The sequence below is a fragment of the Verrucomicrobiota bacterium genome, assembly GCA_038744685.1.
Taxonomy (GTDB): domain Bacteria; phylum Verrucomicrobiota; class Verrucomicrobiia; order Opitutales; family Puniceicoccaceae; genus Puniceicoccus.
This window is the reverse complement of record JBCDMB010000009.1, coordinates 90,241-109,794: the sequence shown is the minus strand read 5'-3', so window position 1 is coordinate 109,794 and position 19,554 is coordinate 90,241. Positions and strand designations below refer to the sequence as shown.

The 19,554-nt window shown below is 52.9% G+C and carries 19 protein-coding genes; 7 read left to right on the top strand and 12 right to left on the bottom strand.

Features of this window, described 5'->3' with window-relative positions; translation table 11 throughout:
- Positions 1-259 precede the first annotated feature (259 nt).
- The 4 genes from AAGJ81_07575 to AAGJ81_07560 all read right to left on the bottom strand — a co-directional run bounded on the left by AAGJ81_07575 (position 260) and on the right by AAGJ81_07560 (position 4,670).
- Positions 260-715 (bottom strand): arsenate reductase ArsC, encoded by a 456-nt coding sequence (locus AAGJ81_07575; GenBank protein MEM0965988.1) that lies wholly within the window; start codon positions 713-715, stop codon positions 260-262.
- Positions 716-774: 59 nt separating this feature from the next.
- Positions 775-1,077, bottom strand: a complete 303-nt coding sequence (locus tag AAGJ81_07570) for a nucleotide pyrophosphohydrolase (GenBank protein ID MEM0965987.1) — start codon at positions 1,075-1,077, stop codon at positions 775-777.
- 54 nt (positions 1,078-1,131) lie between these two features.
- Complete coding sequence (locus AAGJ81_07565) at positions 1,132-1,659, bottom strand: peroxiredoxin-like family protein (protein MEM0965986.1); 528 nt, start codon at positions 1,657-1,659, stop codon at positions 1,132-1,134.
- 188 nt (positions 1,660-1,847) lie between these two features.
- A complete protein-coding gene (locus tag AAGJ81_07560) occupies positions 1,848-4,670 on the bottom strand; it encodes an insulinase family protein (GenBank protein ID MEM0965985.1) in 2,823 nt (940 codons plus the stop codon).
- 467 nt (positions 4,671-5,137) lie between these two features.
- On the opposite strand from AAGJ81_07560, the gene AAGJ81_07555 reads away from it, so the two are divergent.
- Positions 5,138-6,337 (top strand): hypothetical protein, encoded by a 1,200-nt coding sequence (locus AAGJ81_07555; GenBank protein ID MEM0965984.1) that lies wholly within the window; start codon positions 5,138-5,140, stop codon positions 6,335-6,337.
- Positions 6,338-6,360: 23 nt separating this feature from the next.
- The gene (locus AAGJ81_07550; GenBank protein ID MEM0965983.1) at positions 6,361-7,326 is read left to right on the top strand and encodes a cation transporter; all 966 of its coding nucleotides are present in this window, start codon (positions 6,361-6,363) and stop codon (positions 7,324-7,326) included.
- On the opposite strand, the gene AAGJ81_07545 is transcribed toward AAGJ81_07550, so the two are convergent.
- Positions 7,316-7,966, bottom strand: a complete 651-nt coding sequence (locus AAGJ81_07545; protein MEM0965982.1) for a tetratricopeptide repeat protein — start codon at positions 7,964-7,966, stop codon at positions 7,316-7,318. The two genes, AAGJ81_07550 and AAGJ81_07545, sit on opposite strands and share 11 nt — an antisense overlap.
- A 31-nt stretch (positions 7,967-7,997) precedes the next feature.
- Entirely contained in the window at positions 7,998-8,693 is a 696-nt protein-coding gene (locus AAGJ81_07540; protein ID MEM0965981.1) for a 3'-5' exonuclease, read from the bottom strand.
- Between the two features lie 164 nt (positions 8,694-8,857).
- On the opposite strand from AAGJ81_07540, the gene AAGJ81_07535 reads away from it, so the two are divergent.
- From AAGJ81_07535 to AAGJ81_07515, 5 genes are read left to right on the top strand one after another with little or no spacing between them, the layout of a single operon-like run.
- The gene (locus tag AAGJ81_07535; protein ID MEM0965980.1) at positions 8,858-9,949 is read left to right on the top strand and encodes a PEGA domain-containing protein; all 1,092 of its coding nucleotides are present in this window, start codon (positions 8,858-8,860) and stop codon (positions 9,947-9,949) included.
- Between the two features lie 8 nt (positions 9,950-9,957).
- Positions 9,958-10,857, top strand: coding sequence for a CsgG/HfaB family protein (locus tag AAGJ81_07530; GenBank protein MEM0965979.1), 900 nt, complete (start codon positions 9,958-9,960; stop codon positions 10,855-10,857).
- 25 nt (positions 10,858-10,882) lie between these two features.
- A complete protein-coding gene (locus AAGJ81_07525; GenBank protein MEM0965978.1) occupies positions 10,883-12,448 on the top strand; it encodes a hypothetical protein in 1,566 nt (521 codons plus the stop codon).
- The gene (locus tag AAGJ81_07520) at positions 12,445-12,858 is read left to right on the top strand and encodes a YcfL family protein (GenBank protein MEM0965977.1); all 414 of its coding nucleotides are present in this window, start codon (positions 12,445-12,447) and stop codon (positions 12,856-12,858) included. The genes AAGJ81_07525 and AAGJ81_07520 overlap by 4 nt, the downstream gene beginning before the upstream one ends.
- 26 nt (positions 12,859-12,884) lie before the next feature.
- On the top strand, positions 12,885-13,484 hold the full coding sequence (locus tag AAGJ81_07515; GenBank protein MEM0965976.1) for a penicillin-binding protein activator LpoB: 600 nt from the start codon (positions 12,885-12,887) through the stop codon (positions 13,482-13,484).
- Between the two features lie 147 nt (positions 13,485-13,631).
- Here the strand turns inward: AAGJ81_07515 and AAGJ81_07510 are convergent, their stop codons facing one another.
- The 6 genes from AAGJ81_07510 to cysC all read right to left on the bottom strand — a co-directional run bounded on the left by AAGJ81_07510 (position 13,632) and on the right by cysC (position 19,546).
- On the bottom strand, positions 13,632-14,927 hold the full coding sequence (locus AAGJ81_07510) for a citrate synthase (protein ID MEM0965975.1): 1,296 nt from the start codon (positions 14,925-14,927) through the stop codon (positions 13,632-13,634).
- A 27-nt stretch (positions 14,928-14,954) separates the two neighbouring features.
- A complete protein-coding gene (gene hisH, locus AAGJ81_07505) occupies positions 14,955-15,590 on the bottom strand; it encodes an imidazole glycerol phosphate synthase subunit HisH (protein MEM0965974.1) in 636 nt (211 codons plus the stop codon).
- Between the two features lie 80 nt (positions 15,591-15,670).
- Positions 15,671-16,633 (bottom strand): AEC family transporter, encoded by a 963-nt coding sequence (locus AAGJ81_07500; protein ID MEM0965973.1) that lies wholly within the window; start codon positions 16,631-16,633, stop codon positions 15,671-15,673.
- Between the two features lie 22 nt (positions 16,634-16,655).
- Positions 16,656-17,927 carry a GTP-binding protein gene (locus AAGJ81_07495; protein ID MEM0965972.1) on the bottom strand — a complete coding sequence of 424 codons (1,272 nt, stop codon included), beginning with the start codon at positions 17,925-17,927 and terminating at the stop codon, positions 16,656-16,658.
- Positions 17,927-18,835: a sulfate adenylyltransferase subunit CysD gene (gene cysD, locus AAGJ81_07490; protein MEM0965971.1), complete on the bottom strand. Its 909-nt coding sequence runs from the start codon at positions 18,833-18,835 to the stop codon at positions 17,927-17,929. The genes AAGJ81_07495 and cysD overlap by 1 nt, the downstream gene beginning before the upstream one ends.
- A 111-nt stretch (positions 18,836-18,946) precedes the next feature.
- Entirely contained in the window at positions 18,947-19,546 is a 600-nt protein-coding gene (cysC, locus tag AAGJ81_07485; GenBank protein ID MEM0965970.1) for an adenylyl-sulfate kinase, read from the bottom strand.
- Between the last annotated feature and the right edge of the window lie 8 nt (positions 19,547-19,554).

Below are 19,554 nucleotides of genomic sequence, written 5' to 3'. Positions count from 1 at the left end.
AGAAGGATTGACAGTTATGGTGCAGTTCGGAATCGAAGCAGCGCAAGGCGCAGGGATCTGATGCGTATCGAGATACGCGTCGATCCCTGCAACGCCGCGACCTTCGATTCCGGGCGCATCCTTACAGGACGGGCGGGGGAATGAGCCTGAGCTGCGTTTGCCCGATTGGCACGGGTCGCAGACCCGCCTCCAATCGGGCCGCCTTGCTCAGACTCATCCCCCATCCCGCCATAACTATCAATCCTTCTTAAATTTGGTATTATCCGCTTGCTACCAAGCTTTCCGCTTTCCCCTCCTGATAGCCGTCGACGTAGGCCTGAATCACCATCGCGATTGCGTCTCGCACTCGGCGGAACTCAGTGAGAATTTCAGTCTCTGTTCCTTTCGCGTGAGCGGGATCGGGAAATGACCAGTGGTGGCGGTTGACTTTGCCCGGGAAGGTCGGGCAAGCCTCCGCAGCGTTGTCGCATACGGTAATGACGGTATTCATCCCACGGTCGAGGAATTCGTCCAAATGTTTGGAGGTGTGTGAGGAGATATCGATACCGATTTCCTTCATTACCGTAATCGCCTTCGGGTGAACATACCCAGCGGGTTTTGCACCTGCGCTGTAGACCTCGAAAAGGTCGCCACCCGTTTCACGAAGGATACCTTCTGCCATATGACTGCGACAGGAGTTTCCCGTGCAAAGAATCAACACTTCCTGCTTGCTCATAATTCTGTGTACTTTGCCGAACTCCCTTTGGACTTATTGACCGGATACTTGCGGGCGTTTTATTTAATTTTGGCGTCGATGGAGGCACTCAGATCCGTGCCAGTCATGTTCGCAAATTCGATACAGTAGATGATGATGTCCGACAGCTCCTCACGCACCTTGGCAATCTTGTCGGGATCCGTGCCCGCTTCGCGTGATTTGTCGGAGTCCATCCATAAAAAGTGCTCCAGCAATTCCCCCGATTCGGCAGCAATCGCCATGGCTAGATTCTTCGGGGAATGGAATTGTTCCCAATCCCGCTCTCTCGCAAAAGCAAGAACCTTCTCCTTGATCACGGAAAGACTTGTTGAACGATCATCCATCCTGAAATTCAGATCTCCGACCGATTAGCCTTTCATCCTTTTCCCCAAAAATCCCTACAGGGTGCCGCGGATCGGGTAGTCATTTTCGCGGACCCACTCAATCGTTTCCACCAACTCTTTGAGGTCAGCGCGGTTGAAAGGGGTGTTGGAAATTTCAATCAGGTGGATCTTGTCGTCCGAATTGATCGCAAAGGTAGCGGGCTCAGCAAAAGGGCGATCGGTCTCTTCAGCCGATCTTGGCTGCGATACGTACAGTCCTAGTTCCCGCATTTGCTCTACCGACAAGCCGTAGGCAACGCGGAAAGTAAGGTCGTTCTTCGCCACCATTGCCTCGGCTTTTTCCAGAGGATCTCCGGTAACTGCTACGATCTCCGATCCGGCCGAGAGAAACTCGTCTCTGAGCTGTTCCAGCCGGGAAAGATATTTGTTGCACAAGGGACAATGCAATCCACGGTAAATGATAATCGTCTGCCAAATTTCGGGATCGTCTCGCTCCCCTAGGGTGACCGAGCCACCTTGGACAAGAGGGAGGGTAATCGGAGGAATGGTCCCTCCGGATTCAAGTTTAATGGAGTGGCTCATGGCTTTTCTCTGTGGATAAAAGTTTCGCGTGGCTCAAGCTCCCGCAAGCCCATCAATAATCGGCTGTGAGGCAAGGGAGAAACGACCGCCGCGCGGGCCGGAGGCTATTTTTTCCAAGACTCCCGAAATCGGGAAGACACTGGAGTCAAGTGAAGACGCAGGAGGGCTTGCCGGTCTTGCGGTAACCCCTACTCTGCAACCGGAACCGGGGAGGCAATTCTCACCTTGGTCGCCTTATCCCCGACGAGATAGGATTCTACCGCTTCCTGTAGGTCTGCTGTCGAAATCGCACGATACCCGTCCAGCAGCGATAGTGCCCAATCGATTTGGTCCGGGTTCGCCTGCGAACCGTCCAAAACCCTCAGCCAGTAGCGATTGTCGCGGCGCATGTCTTCCAATTGTTTCAAATTGGGCGCGAGTGCCCGCAGTCTCTCGTCGTCGGTAATGGGATTCGTTCGGAGCGATCCAATCACTTCGAGAATTTGCTCGGTGACCGGATCGACAAGCTCTGGCGAGAGAATCGCAATCGCATAGAAAACTCCGAAATCGTACGTGTCACTGGGACGATTACCCGATCCGTAGGAGTAGGCCTGCCCCGTTTCCTCGCGAATCGTAACCCTCATGCGATCATCCACAATCGACCCCAAAAGGGAAAGGCGACGGCTTTCCTCGATCGGTGCGAGCCCGGAAGATGGAAAGGCTACGACTGCAACACCCTGTGGAATCTCGGAAGAAACCCCAAAGGACCTATCTTCACCCGCCGGAAAAACTGGCCCCTCGCCGGAACCGGCACTCTCAGCGACTACGGCTCTCCCCGATGGTAGAGTGCCAAAAACACGATCCAGAGATTCCCGAAGCGCTTCTTCGTCAAAATCGCCCACCACCGAAACTTCCAAATAGCCATCGTTAAACTGGGGTAAGAGCCAACTCCGCAATTCCTCGTAGGTGCGGGACTCCAATTCCTCTTCGGTTGGGAAGCGGTTTAGACCAAAGCTGCTGTAGAGAAACGGCCATCCTTCACTCTGCAGGATTCCCTGCCAAGTCGACTCGATCTCCCGATACTGAGGCGCGATCGAGCGGCGGAACAGGCTGATCCCCTCAGGCCGAAAACCAGGGTCGGTCAGGTAGGCCCGAAGAATGTCCAACTGGAGATCGAGGTCTTCCGGTCGGGTGCGCCCTTGGATTTGCAATGAATCCTCTCCCACAGTGAAACGAGTCGAGATTGTTTTTCCTGCGGTCACTGTCTGGAGGTCATCAAACGAAATCTCACCCAGGCCACCCTGAAGGAACGCGCCCTCAGCGAGCCGCGAAATCCCAGGAAGATTCTCCGGAAGGCTCAGTCCGCCACTACCCACCCGAACACTGATCAAAATCGAATCCTCCTCGTACGGAGTCTGTTTCCAGTTCGCTTTCACTCCATTCGGATAAACCGCCTGGGTCACCCCAAGAGAATCAACCGGCTGAACTGTTTCCGGGACCACGCCTCCCCCCGCGCTGTAAGGGAACACCAAATCCGCTAAAAGGTCCGGAGCTTCAACCGGCAAGGCCGCTGAAGACTCATAGGCGGCGATCAAGAATTCTGCAGAAACATCCTCGGGAACGGGTCCGGTAAGAAAGAGACGTCTTCCGCTCTCTCCCCAAGTCGACCTCATCAAATCGAGCAACGTTGCAGGAGTCGCTAGTTCGGCAGCTTCTTCGGCAATAGAAAGCTCGTCCTCGGGCGAAAGCAGGACGCGGTCGCTGTTGGTCAACCTCGCATAATCCTCCGCCCAGACAGAAGTGCGTCGGGTTCCTTGACCGGCCACCTTTTCACGCTCTGCCTGAACCAGCTTCGCTTCCGCCTCGATCACTTCTGCTTCGGAAAAACCGTGCTCCAACGCTTTTCGAAGCTCCTGCTCAACGAGAGCGATCCCCTCTGCCCAATCCTCCGGACGGACCGTTGCAGAGATTCCTGACAACTCGATAAACTCGAAGAGAGGGTAATTGTAGGCGTAGCTGGAAAGAATCGGAGAATCTTCGTCACGCGCCAAACGCTCCAACCGCCGCGAGAGGATCGAGTGGAGAATTTTTAACTGATCTTCCCGAACCCTTCGGGCACGCGTGTCGGGAAGATCCTCAATCGCCTCTCCCGTTGAGATCTCGAAGCGGACTCCCTTGCCTTCGACCTCACGATGGACTTTCGCCTTCAACCCGGAAAAATCGACTACTCCGAGATCAGGATCTCCGGGAGAATCCGGCCGGCTCTCACCATAGGTCCCAAAAACCTCTTGAATCGCCTTCTCCCACTCATCGGTGTCCACCTCACCAGTGACTACCAAAAACGTTCGGTCGGGCTGATACCAAGTCTCATAGAAATCGACAAATTCCTCTCTCGGAGCGGTCTCAATCACTTCCTGGATCCCGATTGGCATCCGATTGGCAAAAAGTGTGTCCGGAAGGAGAAAACCGACCTCCGCCTGAAAGGTCCGGAAATCCACCGTATCGCGACTGACCTTTTCCGAAATGATGATTCCCCGCTCCTTCTCGATCTCCTCCTCCCCGAGAAGAATTCCATCCGCGTAATCGCGAAGGAGCACGAGGCTCTCCGTCCTCAACTGTTCATCACCGCTGGGTAACTCCAGCTGATAAGCGGTTCGGTCGAAGCCGGTACTTGCGTTGGTGTCGGCACCAAAGGCCATGCCGAGTCGCTGAAAGTACTCCACCATCTCCCCAGGGGCGAAATTGGTAGTCCCGTTGAAGGCCATGTGCTCCAGAAAGTGAGCGAGTCCACGCTGCTCTTCGGTTTCCATCAGCGAGCCCACCTGGAAGACCAGCCGAAGACTGACGCGGTCCGGTGGTTCGCTGGATGGGCGGATCAGGTAACCCATTCCGTTGGGAAGGGAACCAAAGCGAATAGCCGGGTCCGGTGAAAGGTCGGAACCCTCATGAGGCCAAGGGAATGACCCCGCAGAAGGAAGTGTAGAAATCATGAACAGGAATAAGGAAACCGCAGCGATAGGGGACTTGCGCATGGTCTCTTGTCTATTGTTTCAATTTGCTGCCGGGTCAATCACGGTCTCAAGATGGTCGAAGGAACCTCGACCCCATCAACCGATCATCCCGTCACCTCCAACCGGACTGAATTGTTTCCCTATCAATTTCTGTCAGGGATTCTGCGTCACCCAAGTGATCATAAGTCCACACCCCGCCTCTTACCCAAGAGTCGGGTGTCATTTTTTATGCGGGGTATTCGGGGGAGGGACGGGCTCTGTTCCGTCCAAATCGTTTCGGCTGGACGACCAATCCGACCCGCGGACTACGCGGCGTGTCCGCCGAAGCTCGAAGAGCGAAGGAGGAAGGTGGTCCCTCCCGAAAAACTAATTAGCTTACCCCGTGGCTCTAATTGCACACCCAAGAGTCTTCAGCCAGCGATACACCTTTACAGAGCTTAGAGATTCGGGATATCTTTTTCTCGGTTCAGCAATACCCCCTTTGCGCTATGACCCACCGATCGATTTCTGCACTAATCCTTTCTACAACTCTCTCCCTTGAGTCAGCACCCGAGGTTTCGGTAGAGCACATGCAAGTCTTTCCTGAATTTCTCAAGAAGGGTGAATTCCAGGGAAACGCCGGAACCGCTTTTAACTTTCAAGAGAACAAAGATGCCTCTGACTCTGGTCTGGCTTGGGCCTACCTCCAGGCGGGTTACGACAGTTCACCCATTTATGGATTCTCCGGCGGCATCAAGGGATTAGGAGTTGCGAAGCTTTGGGAGAATCATCCCGGCGATTTCTCGGCAGACTTTGTCGATGAGGCCGTCCTGCAGCAGCTCTATCTCGACTACGAAGATGAGGTTCACCATTGGGGTGGATTCGTCGGTCGGCGGGCATTTTCGGGGAGTCCGGTCTTGGACGGCGACTACCAACAAGGCATCAACTTAAGTGCCGGCAAGGACTCTGGCTACCAAGTCAGCTTCTCTCTGATCAACCGGTGGATCGAGTATGCGGAATATGACTACGACGCGGATGGAATCAGCGGATGGCAGGACGTATCGGACGCAAGCCCGGACGCAGCCGACATTCACTTTGCCTTACAGGGATCGTTACCCATTAGCGAAGTATTCACGGTTGCCCCTTTCCTCAATTACCAGGAAGGACTCATCGCCTCATACGGATCCTCTTTCGACACCTCTTTGCCTGCGCCGATGTTCTCAGAAGACGCCACTTGGGAAACCAATCTGATCCTCGCCTACTACGACAATTTGATTTCGAGCTCAATTGAACCCGACTATGGCAGTGTTCTTTCCGGACTCATACACACCGGAATAGAGACGGAGCAATACTCGTTCGGTGCAGGCATTTTTTACGTGAGCGACAACAACATAGACATCAACGCCGGTGTCTTTACCGCCTTTGATCCTCTGCAAGAGGACGACCTCTACCCATTCAACGATGAAAACGATCTCTTGCTCTTCTATCTCGATGGCTCGGTTACCTTCGGAGACTTCACTCTCAATCCAGCCTTCGGATTCGGAAAAAACTACGCTCTCGAATCCGACTCGCTGGAACTTGATCTGCTTTTCACCTATGACCTACCCGGTGGATTTTCCCTCGAAGGCTTTTTTGTTGCTGTGGATTTCAGCAATCACCCCATTCCCGATTACAACGTCTACGGTGCCTTGATTGATTACTCGTTTTAGGTCTTCCTCTACAGGAAGAGTTAGTGAAAACGCCGCGAAATCCGACAGTTCTCCACGAGCGAAAATCAATCCTCATCACGGTTTTCGGGAATTTGTTTATGGCCGCGTTCGGCTGCTCCCTAGCTCTAGTTACGCAGTCGCAGGCGATTCTCCTTGATGGTGCGTATTCTCTCGCCGGCTTCGGACTAGCCCTACTGGCTTTGAGGGTTTCCACTTTAATCATCCGTCCCGACGACCAAAGGTATCCGTTCGGCTACCTCTCATTCGAACCCATCCTGAATTTCACCAAGGGCCTTCTCATCGGTTCGATCTCACTCCTAGCTGTGATTGCCGCTGCCATCTCGATCGCGAGGGGTGGACGGGAGATCGCATCCGGAATGGCTCTTTCTTATGCTCTAGTAGCCACAGCCTGTTGTTTCTTGTTCGCCATCATTCTTGGGAGACGAATGAAAGACACAGCCTCGCCTATCGTCGAAGTGGATCGAAAGAACTGGCTGATTGATGGCATTGTAAGCCTGGGCGTTGCCGTTGCTTTTTTGATCGCATGGCTTCTTCCAGGATGGGGCAGGTCGTCATGGGTTCCCTACGTGGACCCGTCAATAACCGCGCTTGTCTGCATCGCCGTGCTGCCGGCAACGTTTCGCATTCTTCAAAGCAATTGGAGACAGATGGTTTCCCGCTCAGCCCCTCCTGAGGTCCTTGAAACTGTCGAATCCATTCTGGATCAGCACCTCCCGAAGAATCGGTTCGGAAAACGCGAATCGCGCGTTTTGGAACTCGGTCGGTTTGTGGTCGTCCACGTCTATGTTCTCTCAGAATCCACCAGGGTTACTGAGGCCGACTCTATCCGCGAAGCAATCTGGAAAGACCTTGGGAAGTCATTCGGGTATCCGGCACTTGATGTCACTTTCACAGCCGACGAAAAGTGGTTTCGAGTCGCGAGTGGTGACTACTCTCCCGAACCGGACAATGTGTCGGTTACCCCGTAACCTTGCGGAGTGCCTTTTGAATTTCCTCCTCGGAAACACTTTCTCCGGGCGAATCGAGGGCCTTGAGGAAGAGCGTTTTAGCCAACTCGTCATCGTTTCTCGATTTGAATTGCCCTGCGTGATAATAGACCAATCGCAGCAATCCATTGTCAAACCGATCCGGTTCATCTTCGGCCCATCCGAGAAGGACCGTAAAATCCTCTTCAGCAATATCCCTTCTCCCAAAGATCCGCGGCAGTAGATAGCTGTTGATCGCGCGAACGGAACGCACGTGAGGATCTTCCGGTCGGTTTGCGACTGCCGCATCCAAAGTATCCACCCCTTTTTCCAGCCAGCCCATCTTACGATAGAAAATAGCGTCTCTTGCCCTAAGGACATAGAGGTTTCCAAGAAAAGCCTGAGCGCGGGCGTCCTCTGGGTGGCCTTCAAAGATTTGCTCAAAAATCTCCTGCGCTTCGATGACAGCGTCCTCATCACCGGCAACCCCCTCTTGGTGGAGGTCCAGACCACGGAAAAACAAGGCCCGCACCTCCTCGTCTTCCGAAAGAGGCTGAGGGCGTGCCCCTTTCTCAACCGCACCTGCGGTAGCGACAAGAACAAGAGACAGGAAAAACAAATACCGCAGCCAGCATCTTTTCATCGTGTCGTCCTAGGGATAATTGGTCTCCTGATCAACCAAAACCAAATGTGCTTTGCTCCTCGAGAGAGCCACCTTGGCTCTCATGAAAAAAGCGGCGCACCCCCCAGTCAGGTTGCATTCTAACCGCTCTCTGAAAAAGGAGTGCCGATGCAATCGCGTCAAAGAGCGCCGCGTGCCACCGACAACGACCGACCTCGCATTCCCGTTGTGCCACCCCATCCAAGTGTTCGCCCAAGCCTTCGGAGGTGATCAGACTCTCGAGCCCTGCGGCCTGGCCGGGCCGGAGAGAACGGTAGACTCGACAACTATCCAACCATGGACCCCACTCTATCGAGAGAGATTCTTTGCTCGACCAATCCGGAACTTCCCCTGGAGTCGGCCACTGACGGCGCAAGAACCGGTCTTCTACTTGGGCTGAGTGGGCAAGGAAGGGACCTCGCTTGCGGAGATCACGAAAAAGCTCCCAGAAATCTCCAAACGGTCGAGCATCCAAAAGATCGGTATTCGTTAGCCCATGAGTTTGGAATTCCCGTTCGGGAATCGCGGAAACGGCCGAGCAAAACCCACTTGAGAAAAGAGACAGACCTTCCCGGGAAATTCCGACAATCCCGAATTCGATCACTCCGGTCTGGTCTCCACCTTCGAAATCCATCGCAAAAACAGAGTCAAAGCCGACCTCCCGTGCCTCCCGCCAAAACCTTGGCTCAACCTCGCTCGTTACACCCACACTTTCAGTCTTTCCTCGTTATCCGGCTTGTTCAAATCTGATCAATCGAATCTGAAGGACTCCTCCAATCCTAGAAACGGACAAAACTACCCTCAGAGCACCTTGTTGAACGGATACTGTGGTTGCACCCACGCTTCTATTGGGTCATTATCTTGCTCCAAATCATGAAATCTTTACTCCTCTCTCTTCTACTCCCCGCACTGTCGCTTGCCGACCAGGGAGGATCAGTCTTTGTCATCTCCCGAGTAGCGGACGGAGACATCGACTCTGTGCAGGCAAGCGCTTTTCGCGATGCGCTTGCAGCGGAATTGTCTGGCTACGGATTTTCTCCCAACGTTCGCGGAGATCAGTTCGCTGAGGAGACTGGCGACGAAAAAGTCAGCGATGCCTCCACGCTCAACCAGGCTCGTCAGGCCAATTCTGAGTACGCATTGGTCTCTACTCTCCGCAACCTTAACGAGGAGGTTCGCGAGTTCTCCGGTTACGGAACGCAGACTTCCAATCGCATTTACACCCTCTCGTTCTCCTACCGGCTTCTCAAAGCCTCAGACGGCTCCGTTCTTACAGGCGGAAACGGGCAAGTGAGAAAAGGTCTTCGAGCTACTGAAGGTGCGGTAACTGCAGTAGCCAACACGACCAACGAACTGATCGGCCTCGCCGCCCAGCGAATCGGTGAGGAAGTCGCTGCGGCGGTCTCTCCGAGTTCCCTTTCCAGCAGTTCAGAAGCGGGAGCCGAGGTGCTTTTCACGATCATTCCCAGAGGCATGGGGATGACGGTTCCGGAAGTAACGACTCTTGAATCCGGAGAGCTTTTTGTCACGGGAGAGCGAAATGACATAACCCTTGATGCGGTGACCGTGCTTGTCGATGGGGTGACCGTTGGATCCGCACCCGGTAGCCTTTCCGCGACGCCCGGTCTTCACGAAATTACTCTCCAGCGCGAAGGATTTGATGACTGGCAACGCACCGTGAACGTGCGTGAGGACATGGACTTGACGGTCCGGATGTCAGCTACAGACGCAGAAATTCAGCGCTTCCGGGAACAATCCGCCTTCCTCGAGGGCTTGCGCAGCGAGCGGGTCTTGACGGACGCCGAGGCGGAACGCATTCTCGGGATCGCCCAGATGTTTGCGCAGAGCGGTCTCCGTTGGGACATCAGGCAGGATGCCAAATCAGACATCAAGGTCGATACGGATGAAGCCATCACCATCGAGCAAAACAACAGGACCCTACTTGGTGATAATCCCAAGCAGTAATTAAGATCATGAAACGAAACATTCTTTCAGTAGTCTTCCTCCTTTCTGCGGTCTCTCTCCACGCCCAGACCGACGGATCAGGCAAACTCTCTCTTGCGATAGGTCCGGTTGAAGTGAATCCCGGAGTCGAAGCTGAAGCTCGTCGGTCAAATAGCACGATCGAACTCAACCGTGTTGTGGAGGCAATTGATTCCGAGATGGTGAACTCCTTTCAGCAAACCCGTCGATTCGATCTATTCGCCCGCAGTGACCTCTCCGCGATTTTAGCGGAGCAGAATCTCGCAGGGTCCGGCAATTTGGACCTCAATGATCCCAACACCGCCGAGGCCTTCCGGTTGGGCGGCGTGAAGTACCTCGTCGTGACCACGATCAGTGATTTTCAGGACTACGAGGAGACCGCCACCTTCGAGGCAATCGGCCAGTCGGTTACCAAGCGGATCATTCGGATAGGCGCGGTCGCCAAAATCTACGACACTACCTCGGGAAGGCTTCTCGAATCCGCACGAGTCGAGACCACTGAACAGGATATCGAAGACGAGCCGTCCTACCAGTCGGTGCGGTCGGGAGAGATGTCAGACAACCTTCTCGGAGCAATCAGCAAGGCGGCTGCAGACAACGTATCCAATAGGGTTGTGGATGTTCTTTTTCCTGCCCGCATTGTCGGTGTAACCGGTAAGATCGTCATGTTCAATCGAGGAGATGGATTTGATATCTCGCCCGGTGAGGTCTGGAGGGTTTTTGCCGAAGGCGAGGAGATGGTCGATCCAGACACCGGAGAGTCACTCGGTTCTGTCGAAGCAGAAGTGGGCAAGGTCAAAGTGATCGAGGTTCTGCCACGGGTAACCCGTGCGGAGATCATTGAGGACTATGGCGTAGAAAAAAGCCAGATCGTCCGTCCGGCGGAATAATTCCCGCTCCATAGATTTCTCTTCCATGCGCGCTGCGGTTGAACTGCATGGACCCAATGAAAAAGATGCGGCTGCTTTTGGCGTAGAGCTAAAAAGCCGTCAGGAGTGGCATCGGCCTACTAAAGTCGATGATATAGAAAGTTCGACCCTTCCTGTCGGAGATGGAGCCTACGAGTGGCGCTTCTCCAGACTCCTGACCTCTTTCATTCTGATTCTTCTTCTGAGCGGATGCAGCACCTACAACGACAAGGTGGCTGCCACTCGCCAGAGCTGGGCTCTAGGTTCCTGGGAAAAGGCAGCTCAGGATGGAAAGAAGCTAGTCAACGACAAAGAAGGGAGCCGCGACAGGGTTCTTCTCGGTTTGGAAGAAGGTACCCTTCTCCGAAATATCGATCAACTAGAGCTCAGCCAGGAAACCTACGACAAGACGTGGACCCGCATTCAGGAGATGGACCAAGAGGCTTCTTTCCAGATCTCGCAGGCGGGCATTGCTCTTCTGGTGAATCCGGGAATGACGCAGTACCGGGCCCGCACTTACGACCGAATCATGCTCCACACCTACTCTGCCTTAAACTATTTAAACGCCGGAGATTTTGCCGCTGCTCGGGTCTCTCTAAACCGTGCTTACAACAGCCAGCAGCGCGCAGTAGAAGAGAACTCCAAGAGAATTGAACAGGTTCAGAGCGAAATTGAAAGAGGGAGGCGAGAAGACGGAGACCAAATCAATGTCAGTCGAATCGAAAACGATCCAGTCACCCAAAGGAAACTCTCTGAAATTTATGGACCGACTCGAAATATGAAGTCCTATGCCCCCTACGTAAATCCGTTCTCCGTCTATCTCGACGGACTCTTTTTCCTGAATCAGGGAGTCGACTCATCCGACCTCGAGAGAGGCCTAAAAAGCATTGAGAGAACCAGTAGCCTTAATCCTGATTCCATTTGGCTCCGCAGCGAGTTCCAACTCGCAAAAGATATTGTAAATGGCAACGGTCAGCCGGATTCCGTGGTGATTCTACTGGAGACAGGACTCTCTCCTTTTCGCGAATCCATCGATATAGAGCTTCCCCTCTTCATTTTTGGTAGCGGGAGTGTCCCCTTTTTTGCCGCCTCTTTTCCAGTGCTCCGGTTCCAGCCGAATTTTCCCTCCTCTGCTTCCGTAACTGTAGGCGGGGAGGCCTTCCAGACCTCTCTCATTGCAGACATCGATCAGGTGATCGCGCAAGAGTTCAATGACCAAGAGTCGCTCGTCATTACTCAATCGATCGTCGCCGCAGCCAGCAAAGCAGCATTGTTCTATGCCGCTCGCAGCCAAGCAAAAGATGGCTCGGCTGCCCAGGCATTGATCGACGTGTTTGGTATCTTCTACCAAGCGATAACGAATCAGCCAGACTTACGAACTTGGTTTACGCTACCCAAGCAGATTCAAGGTGTTCGGGTACCCATGCCCTCGGATCGCAAGCTCCTCATCCAATTCGCCGGAAGCAACCAAAAGGTTGAAGTTTCTCTCGAAGAAGGCAATGTGTTGGTCGTTCATGCAAGAGTCACAGCCAGTGCGAACAACCCCGTGATCCATCAATTCCGTTTACAATGAAAGCTTCGTTAATCCTATCCATCTCTGTGATCTTGTTACTCCTTCTTGGATGCAGCACTCCCACAAACACGATCGAACGGGAGACGGGTCAGGCAACGCCTAACCTGGTAGATGCGAGGATCGATGTCTTCGATAGCAATCTGGAAAAACGACTTTCGCTTGTCTCAGTGAATGAGGCGACGGCAGGCGATCTCCTGCAGGTCCAAGTGACTTTCCGAAATCGCCAGGTCAGACCCAGATCCTTTGCCTACCAATTCCAGTGGATCCAACAAAACGGCATGATGGTGACGAGCCCCAAGCCGATTTGGCGTCCTTCCAGTATCGAAGGAGGACAAACCATCTCTATTGCGGCCACTGCGCCAAACCCCAACGTGGTCGACTTCCGTCTAAGTCTTCGCGAAACCAACTAACCCGACAATCCGCTACGCGTCTTTCCATGATCAAAAGTCTCTTAGTTTTCCTCACTTTTCCGGTTTTTCTTCTTTTCACCGGATGCGGTGGTGGTGCCAGGTATGTCGATCCGACAGGCCCTAACACCATCGTCACCGTAAACGAAATCGACATTCAGGACTGGGCGAATGCAGCGGATCAGATGGTCCAGAACCTACTCGCTTCCGGAGTGCTCGATCGGTCGGCACAGCAACCAGCTGTCCTCGCGATCAGCAGGATTGTCAACAATACCTCGCAGCAGGTGGACACCAATCTGCTTACCAAACAAATTCGGGTAGCACTCAATCAAAGTGGTAAAGCAGTCACGACGACCACGGTAGGTCTTGGCGGCACTGCTGAAGATCCATTAGCGAAAGACCAAGCTGCCTATGAGTCGTTCAGGAGTGGCGGCGACGGTTCACCCGCCGTGCAACCAGGATACTCACTTTCCGGGCGGCTCATCGAAACCCGTGCAACTGCAGGCAGTGTCCAGCAGATGACGTTTACCTTTCAGCTCTCTTTGACCGAAATCGCGACTGGGCTAGCCGTGTGGGAGGACCAAGTCGACATAACCAAACAGGGTAGGAGACCGAGAGTCGGCTGGTAGAAGGTCCATTCAAGGCCTTTTCATCTTGGCATCCGACAGACGCGGGGGGTTAGAAAACCGCTGTCCACGAGGCCACCAGATTGGGAAGACTCTTGGCTCCGAAAGGTCAGCGTTTTTGCGAATCACAAAAACGGATTCACCTGCAGCTTAGCTTCTTTTAACAACGGGAACGTAACTCCTGAGAGCCGGACCCTGGTAAATCTGACGCGGACGATGAATTCGACTCTTTGGATCACTCGCAATTTCGCGCCAATTTGCCAACCACCCAGGCATCCGGCCGATCGCAAACATGACCGTGAAAAACTCGACCGGTATACCGGCGGCTTTCAAGATAAGGCCACTGTAAAAATCAACATTGGGATACAGCTTTCGCTCCACAAAATATTCGTCCTCTAAAGCGGTCCGTTCGAGGTTGCGCGCTATTTTCAACAGTGGATCCTCCTCGACACCAACGGCTGAAAGCACCCTCTCAGCCGCTTCCCCAAGTATCTTGGCGCGGGGATCATAATTCTTGTAAACCCGGTGGCCAAAACCCATCAACTTCGCCTTGCCCGATTTGGCAGCCTCGATAAATTTCATGCCGTCATCGCCCGACTCGTGGATCTGCTCGAGCATCGAAATCACTGCTTGGTTCGCACCCCCGTGGGAAGGTCCCCAGAGAGCGCATACCCCCGCCGAAACGGAAGCGAAAAGATTTGCTCCTCCACTAGCCACCATCCGCACCGTTGAGGTGCTGCAATTCTGCTCGTGGTCGGCATGCAGAAGCAGAAACAAATCGAGTGCTTCTGACAATCCTGCGGTGTCTTCAAACTCGTCGTACGGGTCCGAGAACATCATGTGAAGGAAGTTATCGCAGTAGCGAACGTTCTTCTTCGGGTAAACAAACGGCTTACCCATTCTCATCCGGTAAGACAAAGCCGCAATCGTCCTTACCTTCGAAATCAGGACCGCCGCAGCCTCATCGAATTGGTCCAAGTCTTGTTGACGATTGTTTGTCGCCATTTCCGGATAGTAGCATCCCAGGGAATTTAGCATCGCCGAGAGGACTGCCATGGGATTGGCGTTCAGTGGAAAGCCGTCAAAGTGGTCCTTCATCCCTGTGTGGATTGCAGCGTTGCTCCGGACTTTCTGTCTGAACTTCTCCAACTCGCCCTCCGAAGGAAGTTCTCCGTAAATGATCAGGTAGGTGCTCTCAAGAAATGATGAACCAGCCGCAAGCTCCTCAATCGGATAACCGCGATAACGTAAGATTCCCTTCTCTCCATCGATGTAAGTGATCTCACTCTGACACGATCCCGTGTTTCCATAACCCTCATCGAAGGAAATGAATCCGGACTCCGCTCGGATCTTTCGTATATCAAAAGCTTTTTCATCCTCGGTTCCCGTTATCACGGGACAATCATAGGATTTGTCACCAATCGAGAGGGTTGCTTTGTCTTCCATAGAATTAATCGGTCAAATCACCATAGGTCAGGAGCATACTCCCGAGTTGCTCCCCGCATGGTTCAGAAAATTTCGGTAGATTTGCAAACCTTTAGCCTGACTTTTCTCCGGATGAAACTGGGTGGCGACGCAATTCCCGCTCGCGATTCCACTCGCAAACTCTCCACCGTAATCCGTGCTACACCATATCCACTTTTTCTCATCGGGCACAACGCAGTAGGTGTGATCAAAATAAAACTGGTCACCGCTACACAAATGTTTCTGAAACGGGTCGTCTTTCTGAAGAAATCGAACGGAGTTCCAACCCATGTGAGGAACCTTTAGGGAGGGGTTGATCCGAAATCTCTCTACCCGTCCACTGAATATACCCAACCCTTTTACGTTTCCCTCTTCGGAGTGATCAAAGAGGGCCTGGAAACCCAAACAAATTCCAAAAAACGGCCGGTCCTCTTTGATCCAATTCCGAATCCATTCGTCCATTCCGGTCTCTCGAAGAGCGTCTACGCAATCACCGAGAGCTCCAACCCCAGGCAGAACCAGCGCATCCAAGTTTCCCTCAGGACATGGACTCTCAACAACAGAAACCTCTCCTCCAACCGCCTCGAAGGCTTTCCCAACGCTTCGCAGATTACCCATGCCGTAATCAATCACAGCGACCTTCACGGGTTCGCAACATCGTTCGGCTAACCTCTCCACGGGAAAAAGGGAAAAGACCAAACCACGGATCGCAAGGGAAATTCCTCCTAAAGAATACCCGGATAAAAGAATTTTGCGACGCTGATCCAGAGGGGCGTTGTCAAGACAGACACGACAATCGTGGAGACCGCCACCCTTACGGCAACATCTTTCCTGCCTCCGTAAAAGGCCGTCACAATTACCGGAAAAAGACCCGCCGGCATAGCAGCCTGAATCAGCACGACACGAGAGAGCTCACTCGGGAGAGGTAGCAGCACTGCCACTAAAAGAAACAGAATAGGAAGGATAAACAGGCGAACGAGGCACGCTCCGTAAACCACATTCCACCCGGAACGGAAAACGTCCTTTCGCAATAAGCCGCCTATCGAACAACCCGCCAGAATGATCCCAAGGGGAACTGCAATCGTCGCAAGGTAACCGAGAAATACTCGAACAAATCCCGGCAAATAGCCGTAAAGACCCGAGTAGTGAAAACCGAGCCCGACTATCAATCCAAGTAGCGGTGGATTGATCAACTTCTTGAAACTGCCTCGATTGAATGCCCCTTGGATGATCAACACTCCCACTGACCAGAACGCTAAATCTACACCTGCATTGAAGACAAAAAGAGTCGCCAGGGTCCCATCGGATGCTCCGTAAAACGCGATCACCAGTGGAATGGGAAGGTAGCCGTAGTTGTAGACGCCAGTTGCAAACGAGAAGGCTCTCCTTCCGCTCCCCTCCTGAAGACCGAACCTTGGGGCGAACACCCATGATACCCAAAAACCCAGTAGGATTGAGATGGCCCCTGTGCTTACAGACAAGGTGACTAGGCTTACTGGAAGAGGGATTTCCGAAGGGGCTACTGCCTCGAAAATCAAAGCAGGATAAAAGACTAAAACGACGACTCTCAGTAGTGAACGTTCACTCTCTTCGCCCAGAAGTGCCTTCCCCCTGAGAAAGATCCCCAGGCCTACGAGGAGAAAAACCGGAAGGGTGACACCTAGAACTCCGAGGAACGAACCATCCATGGATTGTCCCCTTTGGATACCCTTAACGTATCATGCCAGCAGCGACCGTCTTGTTCGTAAACTCTTCAATCAAGATAAAACTCCCTGTGATCCGGTTTCTTCGGTAGGAATCCGTGAATAGAGGTTCTGACGTTCGTAGCTGCACCCGGGCAATATCATTCATCCCAATCGAAAGGTCATCTTCAATTTTGTGAAGGGTGTTGATGTCGACCTTATACTGGATGTTCTTCACCACCGTTTTCGCGGTTTTTGTCGTATGGCGAATCACATACTTCCCTCTTGGCTGAAGCTTGTTTTCGGCAGAGAACCAACAAATCATCGCGTCCACATCCTGGGTAACATTTGGCTGGTTGTTTGGCTTCACAATCATGTCTCCCCTGCTGATATCGATTTCGTCCTCAAGACGAATAGCCACTGACATCGGCGAAAACGCTTCTTCGACCTTCTCCTCGTAGCGATCAATTGATTCGATCTTCGATACGAAACCAGAGGGCAAGACAGTCACTTCATCACCAGGCTTGAAGACTCCCCCTGCGATACGTCCTGCATAGCCGCGATAATCGTGATACTTTTCGGAATGAGGCCTGATCACCCACTGCACGGGTAAGCGGGCGTCAACATGGTTTGCATCCGGTCCGATGTAGACATTCTCGAGATGGTAAAGAAGCGAGGCCCCCTCATACCAAGGCGTGTTTTCAGATCGGTTCACCACGTTGTCTCCGTGAAGCGCACTGATCGGAATAAAAGTCATATCTTTAATCTGCAGGCGTGAAGCAAAATCAGTGAACTCGCTTACAATCTCGAGGTAACGTTCCTCAGAGTAGTCGACGAGATCCATTTTGTTGATACAAAGCACCACATGCTCGATCCGAAGGAGGGAAGCGATGAAGGAGTGCCGACAGGTCTGCTCAATCACACCTTTTCTTGCATCAATCAAAATGATTGCGAGATTCGCCGTTGAGGCACCAGTTACCATGTTCCGGGTGTATTGAATGTGCCCGGGAGTATCAGCGATAATAAACTTTCGCTTCGGCGTGGCAAAGTAACGATACGCCACATCGATCGTGATCCCCTGCTCCCTTTCAGCGCGTAAACCATCAGTCAACAGAGCAAGATTAACATTCTCGTCTCCACGCTGCTTACTGCTCTTTTCTATCGCTTCGAGCTGGTCTTCAAAGATTGTCTTCGTGTCGAACATCAAACGCCCGATCAAAGTGCTCTTCCCGTCGTCGACACTCCCGGCGGTTGTAAACCGCAGGAGGTCCATGTCCATGTATCCCTCGTCAGTAACCATCAAAAATATCCTTCCTTTTTCCTGTCTTCCATCGCGGACTCAGACCGCTTGTCGTCCGCTCTTCCTCCACGCTCCGTTTGCCGTGCAGAAGCTACCTCGTCGATAATCTCCTCCAAGGTGTTTGCCGGAGACTCCACTGCACCCGTGCAGGTCGCGTCTCCCACCGTCCGAAACCGAACCCGCTTCTTCTCGGCCACCTCATCTTTCCCGGGGACAAGGAAATCAGTCACAGCCAGAAGGACTCCGTTTCTTTCGATCACCTCCCGTTCGTGCGAAAAATAAATACTTGGGATCGGAATTTCCTCCCGCAGGATGTATTGCCAGACATCCATCTCGGTCCAGTTGGAAAGAGGGAAAACGCGGAAGTGCTCTCCCGGAGACTTACGGGCATTGAACAAATTCCAAAGTTCTGGTCTCTGGTTTTTGGGGTCCCATTGACCAAACTCGTCCCGATGCGAAAAGAACCGTTCCTTGGCACGAGCCTTCTCCTCGTCCCGGCGGGCTCCTCCTACTGCCGCGTCGAAACGATGCTCCTCGATGGCGTCGAGAAGGGTTACTGTCTGCAGCGCATTCCGACTAGCGTTAGGGCCTTTTTCCTCGGCGACCCTCCCCTGATCGATCGACTCCTGAACGGAAGCTACAATCAGTTTCCCGCCGATATCCTCAATAAACTGATCCCGAAATTCGATAGTTTCCAAGAAGTTGTGCCCGGTGTCGACGTGCATGAAAGGCATCGGCGGACGAGCTGGCCAAAAGGCCTTTTGGGCGAGTCGTGCAACAACGATGGAATCTTTACCCCCCGAAAAAAGAATAACAGGCCGCTCAAACTGAGCAGCCGTTTCCCGGAGGACGAATATCGCCTCCGATTCCAACTGTTCCAGATGACGAATCTTGTAGGATCTGCTCATGACAAAACCGCGAAAAAAGCACAAGCGGGGTGAACGGGAAAGGAAAAAACCAAGTTCTCCAACCACTTACCAGAGAGCGAAAAAACCTATTTTCCGCCCCAGAAACCCTTCTTAGATGCGTTTTCGGATAGTTTCCAAAAGGAAAGACGCGGATTCCTCTGCACTCTGTCTCTCTGTATCAATTACAACTGCAGACGAGTTCTCAGGAGGTTCTTCAAAGCCGGAATCCTTCCCCGTGAAGTTCTCAACCTTACCACCTTGTGCCTTTGCATAGAGCCCTTTGACGTCACGGCGAGCGCACTCCTCGAACGACGCCCTCACGTAAACCTCCAAAAAGTCATTCCTACCAACAATCTCCCTGGCCATCTCCCGAAGCTCAATTTTGGGCGAGATAAACGAGGCGATCGTAAGAACGCCGGCATCTAGAAACAAACGGGCCACCTCAGCAATGCGACGGATATTCTCCCTCCTGTCCTCGTCGGAAAAACCGAGATTTGAGTTTAGGCCACTTCGAATGTTATCTCCGTCCAAAATCTGAGTCATCCGGCCTTCCGAATGAAGCTTCCTCTCTACAAGGTTGGCGATCGTGCTCTTCCCGGATCCGGAAAGACCGTAAAGCCAAACGACGAGTGACTTCTGTCCAAGGATCTTTTCTTTGTCCAAACGACCAAGGATTTGATCAAAGACCGGATGAATGTTCTCAGCGCTCATACTCTACT

Bases quoted from the DNA above. Each gene is read 5' to 3' on its own strand.
- AAGJ81_07575 (MEM0965988.1), bottom strand. From the start codon at position 715: ATGAGCAAGCAGGAAGTGTTGATTCTTTGCACGGGAAACTCCTGTCGC.
- AAGJ81_07570 (MEM0965987.1), bottom strand. From the start codon at position 1,077: ATGGATGATCGTTCAACAAGTCTTTCCGTGATCAAGGAGAAGGTTCTT.
- AAGJ81_07565 (MEM0965986.1), bottom strand. From the start codon at position 1,659: ATGAGCCACTCCATTAAACTTGAATCCGGAGGGACCATTCCTCCGATT.
- AAGJ81_07560 (MEM0965985.1), bottom strand. From the start codon at position 4,670: ATGCGCAAGTCCCCTATCGCTGCGGTTTCCTTATTCCTGTTCATGATT.
- AAGJ81_07555 (MEM0965984.1), top strand. From the start codon at position 5,138: ATGACCCACCGATCGATTTCTGCACTAATCCTTTCTACAACTCTCTCC.
- AAGJ81_07545 (MEM0965982.1), bottom strand. From the start codon at position 7,966: ATGAAAAGATGCTGGCTGCGGTATTTGTTTTTCCTGTCTCTTGTTCTT.
- AAGJ81_07535 (MEM0965980.1), top strand. From the start codon at position 8,858: ATGAAATCTTTACTCCTCTCTCTTCTACTCCCCGCACTGTCGCTTGCC.
- AAGJ81_07530 (MEM0965979.1), top strand. From the start codon at position 9,958: ATGAAACGAAACATTCTTTCAGTAGTCTTCCTCCTTTCTGCGGTCTCT.
- AAGJ81_07525 (MEM0965978.1), top strand. From the start codon at position 10,883: ATGCGCGCTGCGGTTGAACTGCATGGACCCAATGAAAAAGATGCGGCT.
- AAGJ81_07520 (MEM0965977.1), top strand. From the start codon at position 12,445: ATGAAAGCTTCGTTAATCCTATCCATCTCTGTGATCTTGTTACTCCTT.
- AAGJ81_07515 (MEM0965976.1), top strand. From the start codon at position 12,885: ATGATCAAAAGTCTCTTAGTTTTCCTCACTTTTCCGGTTTTTCTTCTT.
- AAGJ81_07510 (MEM0965975.1), bottom strand. From the start codon at position 14,927: ATGGAAGACAAAGCAACCCTCTCGATTGGTGACAAATCCTATGATTGT.
- AAGJ81_07500 (MEM0965973.1), bottom strand. From the start codon at position 16,633: ATGGATGGTTCGTTCCTCGGAGTTCTAGGTGTCACCCTTCCGGTTTTT.
- AAGJ81_07495 (MEM0965972.1), bottom strand. From the start codon at position 17,927: ATGGTTACTGACGAGGGATACATGGACATGGACCTCCTGCGGTTTACA.
- cysD (MEM0965971.1), bottom strand. From the start codon at position 18,835: ATGAGCAGATCCTACAAGATTCGTCATCTGGAACAGTTGGAATCGGAG.
- cysC (MEM0965970.1), bottom strand. From the start codon at position 19,546: ATGAGCGCTGAGAACATTCATCCGGTCTTTGATCAAATCCTTGGTCGT.